The following is a 6,591-nucleotide window of genomic DNA, read 5'->3' as shown; positions in this document are numbered from 1 at the left end:
CCACAACCCCACCACCGGCCAAACCCCCACCAAAAACACCCGACACACACACGCCACATTCAACAACACAAACCCCACCCCCATCCCCCGTGGCAATTGCAACGGCCGACCCGTATGCCCAAGACTCACCCGCGCAATCATCGCCAAAATCAACCCACCCATCCCCCCCACCGTCAACGCATGCACCGCCAGGCTAGGATTCAACAACACCCCAAAATGCCACAGCGCCATACCCAGGCACGCCAACGCCAGCCAGGCATAAGCCAAATGCAACGACCACAAAAGCGGCACACGCCACAGCCCACGATCATGCCAGCGCACCAACCGCAACAAATGCCCCAATCCAAGCACAACGAACAGCGCGCCAAGCCACAACTGAGGGAACAGCGCCACCCCACTGGCATAAAACAACGCAACCAGGACCGACCCACCCAGCAACAGATAATCCAACCACGGCCAAGGCTTGACCACCTCAACCCGCCCCAAACCCCGCTGGGTAAAAAACGGAATCACCCGCCCCCCAATCAGCCCCATCATCGCCGCCACCAACCACAACCCAGCGAGCACCGCCTGGCGTTGCAGGCCCGCGTCAACCAACGACAACCCATCCACCCCCGCCAGCAGCACCAACACCAACACAATCGGATAGTTGCGCGTCTGCCGGACCTTCCACAGCGTCCAGCCCATCACCCCGGCCACGGCCAGGGGAAAGCTCAATTCCAGCAGCACCCGCAACGCAAGCGGCAGGTCGAGCAACCCCGCGACGCGCGCCGCCAGCCACACCACCACCAGTGCGGCCAGGGGCGCTCCGCTGAGGCCGGGGCGGCCGGTCCAGGTCTGCACCGCCGTCAGCAGGAAGCCGGCGATGATCGCCACGCCAAAGCCAAACAACAGCTCATGCCGATGCCACGCCAGCCAGCCGCCCGCCGGTTGCCAACCGCCGGTCATGCCGCCCAGGGCCAGCAGCCACAGGGGAATCGCCAGTGCCGCCAACAGGCACGCACCGAGAAAAAAAGGCCGGAAGGCCAGGCGAAACAACGGGGTAATCGACAATGCCTTGCGCCGATCCAGTACGTGCATGTTGCGGCTCCTCAACTCAGTTCTGTGGCGATGGTGCGCCTGTGCCCGCGTCTTGCCCTTGTCGCAGATCAAGCTGTGCCAAGGGCAGTCGGATTAGCCTTGAGCCCCCTTCCCCTTTGTGTCCCGAGGTATTGATGGTGCTCCATCGTGTCCATCACCAGATCCTGCGCAGTCACCACCTGTTCGAGCCCATGGACGAGGCCCAACTGAGTGAGTTGATGAGCAACAGCCAATTGCTCAATGTCGACAAGGGCGAGCCGCTGTTTCGCCAGGGCGAGCCGGCCGATGCGTTTTACTTTGTGATTGCCGGTGCGGTGAAAATCTACCGCCTGACGCCGGACGGCCAGGAGAAAGTGTTCGAGGTCATCGGCGAACGCCAGACCTTTGCCGAAGCGATGATGTTGATGGACACGCCCAACTATGTGGCGTGCGCCGAAGCGGTGTGCCCGACCCAGGTGTATCGCCTGTCCAACGCCACCTACATGCGCCTGTTGCAGAGCAACAGCCGCCTGACTTTCGCCTTGCTCGGCACGCTGTGCGTACGCCTGCACCAGCGGGTCAACGAGATCGAGACGTTGTCGCTGAAAAACGCCACCCACCGCGTGGTGCGCTACCTGCTCACGCAACTGGTGCGCCTGCACAGCACCGAGACGCGCTTTGAACTGCCCATGGCCAAGCAGTTGATCGCCGGGCACTTGTCGATCCAGCCGGAGACGTTCTCGCGGATTATCCGGCGCCTGATCGATGAAAAAATCATCACCCAGGACGGTCGCCATATCGCCATTCTCGACCGTTCGCGCCTGGAGCAATTCGAGTGAAAACCTGCCTCTACTGCCAGCACCGCAATGCCGTGGAGCGCGACACCTGCGAGCACTGCGCCATGCCGCTGCCGGCGTCCGAGGCCAGCAACCAGGCCCGGCGGCTGAGCCGCTTCCAGTGGTTCTGCCTGGGGCTGCTGCTGTTTTGCATCGCGATGTTCTTCTGGTTGCCCCGGGGTATTTACTGACCTTCGGTCAACTGCCGGTACAACTGCGGCAAGCGCTGCGGCAACTGCTGCGGCTGACGGATCAGGGTGAAGCCATTCGCGCCGAACATGTACGGCAGGTAGTCGCCGGCCTGTTTGTCGATGGTGATGCAGAACGGGATCAAGCCCGCGCGCCGCGCCTGCAGCACCGCCTGGCGGGTGTCTTCCACGCCATAGCGGCCCTCGTACAGGTCCAGGTCATTGGGCTTGCCATCGGTGAGCAGCAACAGCAGCTTGCGCCGCTGCGGGCAGGCGCCCAACAGCTGGGTGGCCTGGCGGATGGCGGCGCCCATGCGCGTGTAATAACCCGGCTTGAGACCCTGGATCACGCCGCGTATACGGTCGTCGTAGGGTTGCTGGAAAGACTTGAGCTCCTGCAAGCGCACGTGATGCCGGCGCAGGGACGAAAACCCATACAGCGCAAACCGGTCCCCGGCCCCGGCCAGGCTTTCACCGAACAGCAGCAGGCTGTCGCGGATCACGTCGATGACTTTTTGCGTGTCGTTCAGATGGGCGTCGGTGGACATCGACAGGTCCGCCAGCAGCAGGCACGCGAGGTCGCGCTGGCGGTGACGCTGCTCCATGAACAGGCCGCGCTCGGCACAGGCCGCGTGCTGGCGCTGCACATGAAAATCCAGCCAGGCTTGCAGGTCGAGTTCGCTGCCCTGGGGTTGCTGGCACTGCCATTGGCGGTCGGTGCGCAGTAGCTGAAACTGGCGACGCAGGCGCTGGGCCTGGGCTTGCAGGCGTGGCGGCAGCGGTTGCGGCGCAGCGTCGCGCGGCTGCATCAGTTGCAGGTTGACGAAGGCGTCTTGCAGGCGCTGTTGACGATAGTCCCATTCGGGCAGCTTGATGCCTTCGCCGAGGGGGATGTCATCGACATCGGCGGGCGGCAGGTCGAGGTGCAGTTTCAGGCCACCGCTCTTGCGCACGCGTTGGCGCGACAGGCTCAACTGGTCGAGGTCTTCGGCGACGCGCGCGGCGTCCGGGTCGTGGCCGTCGTCGGTCCAGCGGTCGAGGTCGACGTGTTCGGTCCAGCTGAACAGGTTTTCCAGGCGGACCACCAGCAGGCCACCGTCGCGACGCTGGTCGTCCAGGCGTGTGGCGCGTTTGGGCGCACCGCGTTGCTCGCCGGGATGGGCGGCGAGGTCGTCGCCTTCATCATCGAGGTCGGCGCTTTGCGGCGTGTCCAGGTGCAGCGGCGGGTACAGCCATAACGGCAGCGGCCAGGGCGCACGCTGACTGCGCGGCAAGTGGCGCACGCTGCCGGGTTCGCGCAGAGCCTTGCGCAAGGCTTTTTCCAACGCTGCTTCGTCGGGGCGCAGGCTGGCAGGGTCAGGGCGCAAGGCGAGATGGGCATCGACCAGGCGCCGATAGCTGGGGCCCATGGCGGGATAGCGTTGCAGCAGCAACCAGGTCCAGCGCTGGTTGTCCCGCGCCCAGTGGGTCATCGGGCCGGATTGTGCGGCGAGCAGTGCCAGCCAGCGGTAGAGCTCCAGGTTGAGGGCCGCGTGGGGGAACACTGCCAGGCGCGACGGCAGGCGCAAACGGTTGCCGTCGCAGGAAGCCAGCGGTGCCTGTTTGCAGGTGCCGGCGATGCGCATCAGCAGGTTGCGGCGCAGCAGCAGGTCGCGTTCGCCCGCCGCTTCCAGGGCGATGCCGCCGGCGCCGCCGAGGGCGCGAAACAGCAGCGCCAGGCTGCGTTGGCGGTCGTGCAAGTGCACCTGCGCGGCGGGGAAATCCACGCTCGCACGGCGGGTGATAAAGCGGTGCCAGGCACTACCGACCCACTCTTCCAGCTCCAGGGTAAAGGCCATGGGCATTGCTCCAAACGTAAAACGGCCCGCTGTACCAGCCGGGCCGCCCTCTTGGGGATTAACGATCAGTTCACAATCGGCACCGCTTCACCGACCACCGCGCGCCGTTGCCGGAAGCTGTACAGGTAGCAGAGCAGCCCCAGCAGGAACACCACGCCACTGGCCAAGCGTGCCCAGAACAACGTGTTCAGATGCTCCACCGTGGCCATGAACGGCAGTGCCACGCCGTCCACCGGCCAACGCTGCAACCACACCTGCACCGCGCCGGCGGCGGTGAGGAACAGGGTGATCATCACCATCGACAACACCATCAGCCAGAAGCCCCAGACCTCAATGGTCTGCGCGCGTGCATCCGGCGCTTCACCGAGGCCGCGCAGGCGCGGCATGGCGTAGCTAATCAAGGTCATCACGATCATTGCGTAGGCACCGAAGAACGCCAGGTGCCCGTGGGCCGCCGTGAGCTGGGTGCCGTGGGTGTAGAAGTTGACCGGCGCCAAGGTGTGCAGGAAACCCCAGACCCCGGCGCCGAAGAACGCTGTCACCGTGGTGCCCTTGGCCCACAATGTCGCGGCGCGGTTGGGGTGCTCGCGGCGCCGGCGTTTGACCATGGTAAAGGCGAACATCACCATCGCCAGGAACGGCAGCGGTTCCAGCGCCGAGAAGATCGAGCCGACCCACAGCCACACCTGCGGCGCGCCGATCCAGAAGAAGTGGTGCCCGGTGCCAATGATCCCGGTGATCAGGGCCATGGCAATGATCACGTACAGCCACTTCTCCACCACTTCACGGTCCACACCGGTGACCGTGATCAGCACGAACGCCAGCATCGAACCCATGATCAATTCCCATACGCCTTCGACCCACAGGTGCACCACCCACCACCAGTAGAACTTGTCCCGCGCCAGGTTGCCGGGGTTGTAGAAAGAGAACAGGAAGAACACCGCGAGGCCGATCAGCCCGGTCATCATCACCATGCTGACCGTGGTCTTGCGGCCCTTGAGCAGGGTCATGCCGATGTTGTAGAGAAAGCCCAGGCAGACCACCACGATGCCCATCTTGGTGATGGTCGGTTGTTCAAGGAACTCGCGGCCCATGGTGGGCAGCAGCTCGTTATGGGTGAGTTTGGCCAGCGCCGCATAGGGCACCAGCAGGTAGCCGAGGATGGTCAGCACCCCGGCCACGGCAAACACCCAGAACAACAGGATCGCCAGTTTCGGACTGTGCAGCTCGCGGTCCGCCTCCTCGGGCACCAGGTAATAGGCGGCGCCCATGAAGCCGAACAGCAGCCAGACGATCAGCAGGTTGGTGTGGACCATCCGCGCCACGTTGAACGGGATCAACGGGAACAGAAAGTCACCCACCACGTATTGCAGGCCCATGATCAGACCGAACAGCACCTGGCCGACAAACAGCATCAGGGCAAACACAAAGTAGGGTTTGGCCACGGCCTGGGATTGGAATTTCAGATAGGGGTTGGCGCTGCGCATGGCTCAGCCCTCCTTGTTCGGTGGCCAGTTATTGGTGTCGATCTTCGAGCTCCACTTGAGGAACTCGGCCATATCGTCCACCTCCTGGTCACTGAGATTGAATTGCGGCATGGCCCGGCGCCCTGGCACGCCCAGGGGTTGCATCTTCATCCAGGCGTGCAGGAACGGCTTGAACCCTTCGTCACCGCCCCGGCGCTTGAACACATTGCCCAGCTCCGGCGCAAAGTAGGCGCCCTCGCCCAACAGGGTGTGGCAGCCGACGCAGTTGTTGCGCTCCCACACACCCTTGCCGCGCACCACCGATTCAGTGAGCTGGTCGACGTTGCTACGGGCCGGAAAGGTTTGTTCGGTGTGGTAGGTCAGGGCCAGGAAAATCAGGAAGAAGAACACGCTCCCTCCGAAGTAGATATTCCTGGCCATGCCCTTGGTGAAGGTCTCTGACATGGTCGTCTTCCTCATGGCTTGGCGGGGGCCATGATAGGAAGGCGGGGTATGGAAAGTGATTGATGGCGATCAAGAAGTGGGGATTGTGGGTGGGTGTCTTATAAATAATGCGCTATCCCAGTGGCGGTCATGACCGCTCCAGAAAGGTTGAGCACCAGGCAGGGCGCGATGATCCAGAACTTTAATCTTCTTGGGATTCTCGCCACCTCGTCAAGGTCCACAAGTCTTCGCCAGTAAAAGACTTTCGGCATGATCAACACATAGGCCAGCAGCATTAATCGCATTGCCTTCCCCTCAAAAGGCTGACCGCGAAATAGATACTTGTTTGAAACGATGAAAACGCTATGGGGCAAATAGTTTTCCGCTGTTTCCAGTTTGGTCAGCATGCTGTAAGCGATCCCTGGAAAGCTAAGCATCATGATCAGCGCAGCAACTATGCCGACTATTTCCCAGTCCATTTAATTCCCCGCGCTTTCGTAAAGGCCAACACCCACATTTTCCCCAAGGCAGGTGGGATGGGCCTACCCCCGATGGCCATAGGTATCTACACAACTACCGGACCTGACAAAACCCGAAGCGTTGGCTTTGGCTTTGGCTTTGGCTTTTCAGCTTTTGATCTTAGGCGCCCCGTTAACCACGCTGGCCGAACGCAGGCTTGAATCCGTGGGTAACCCGGCAGGACGCCGGGTTAGCCGTCCTGGGCCAAGGATGGCCCATGACGGCGGCCCACGGATTCAAG

The 6,591-nt window shown here is 62.7% G+C and carries 7 protein-coding genes; 2 read left to right on the top strand and 5 right to left on the bottom strand.

Translation table 11 applies throughout. The features are described from left to right. A partial coding sequence (locus J1G37_RS28810) for an NnrS family protein (protein ID WP_207047187.1) occupies positions 1-1,080 on the bottom strand: 1,080 nt, incomplete at its 3' end. A 134-nt stretch (positions 1,081-1,214) separates the two neighbouring features. On the opposite strand from J1G37_RS28810, the gene J1G37_RS28805 reads away from it, so the two are divergent. Beyond that, a complete protein-coding gene (locus J1G37_RS28805; protein WP_207047185.1) occupies positions 1,215-1,898 on the top strand; it encodes a Crp/Fnr family transcriptional regulator in 684 nt (227 codons plus the stop codon). Then, on the top strand, positions 1,895-2,086 hold the full coding sequence (locus J1G37_RS28800; RefSeq protein WP_207047183.1) for a protein DnrP: 192 nt from the start codon (positions 1,895-1,897) through the stop codon (positions 2,084-2,086). Before J1G37_RS28805 ends, J1G37_RS28800 begins: the two co-directional genes overlap by 4 nt. Here J1G37_RS28800 and J1G37_RS28795 read toward each other — a convergent pair. The 4 genes from J1G37_RS28795 to J1G37_RS28780 form a co-directional block, all read right to left on the bottom strand. Beyond that, positions 2,080-3,921 (bottom strand): VWA domain-containing protein, encoded by a 1,842-nt coding sequence (locus J1G37_RS28795; protein ID WP_207047181.1) that lies wholly within the window; start codon positions 3,919-3,921, stop codon positions 2,080-2,082. The genes J1G37_RS28800 and J1G37_RS28795 overlap by 7 nt on opposite strands. A 65-nt stretch (positions 3,922-3,986) precedes the next feature. Further along, complete coding sequence (locus tag J1G37_RS28790) at positions 3,987-5,408, bottom strand: cbb3-type cytochrome c oxidase subunit I (protein ID WP_207047179.1); 1,422 nt, start codon at positions 5,406-5,408, stop codon at positions 3,987-3,989. A gap of 3 nt (positions 5,409-5,411) precedes the next feature. Next, positions 5,412-5,852, bottom strand: coding sequence for a cytochrome c (locus tag J1G37_RS28785; protein ID WP_207047177.1), 441 nt, complete (start codon positions 5,850-5,852; stop codon positions 5,412-5,414). A 98-nt stretch (positions 5,853-5,950) separates the two neighbouring features. Further along, positions 5,951-6,310: a hypothetical protein gene (locus tag J1G37_RS28780; protein ID WP_207047175.1), complete on the bottom strand. Its 360-nt coding sequence runs from the start codon at positions 6,308-6,310 to the stop codon at positions 5,951-5,953. Positions 6,311-6,591: the final 281 nt, after the last annotated feature.

It is taken from the genome of Pseudomonas sp. Marseille-Q1929 (assembly GCF_017316265.1).
Lineage (GTDB): Bacteria > Pseudomonadota > Gammaproteobacteria > Pseudomonadales > Pseudomonadaceae > Aquipseudomonas.
Note: the sequence above shows the minus strand (reverse complement) of the source record. Positions and strands in the feature narration are given on the sequence as shown.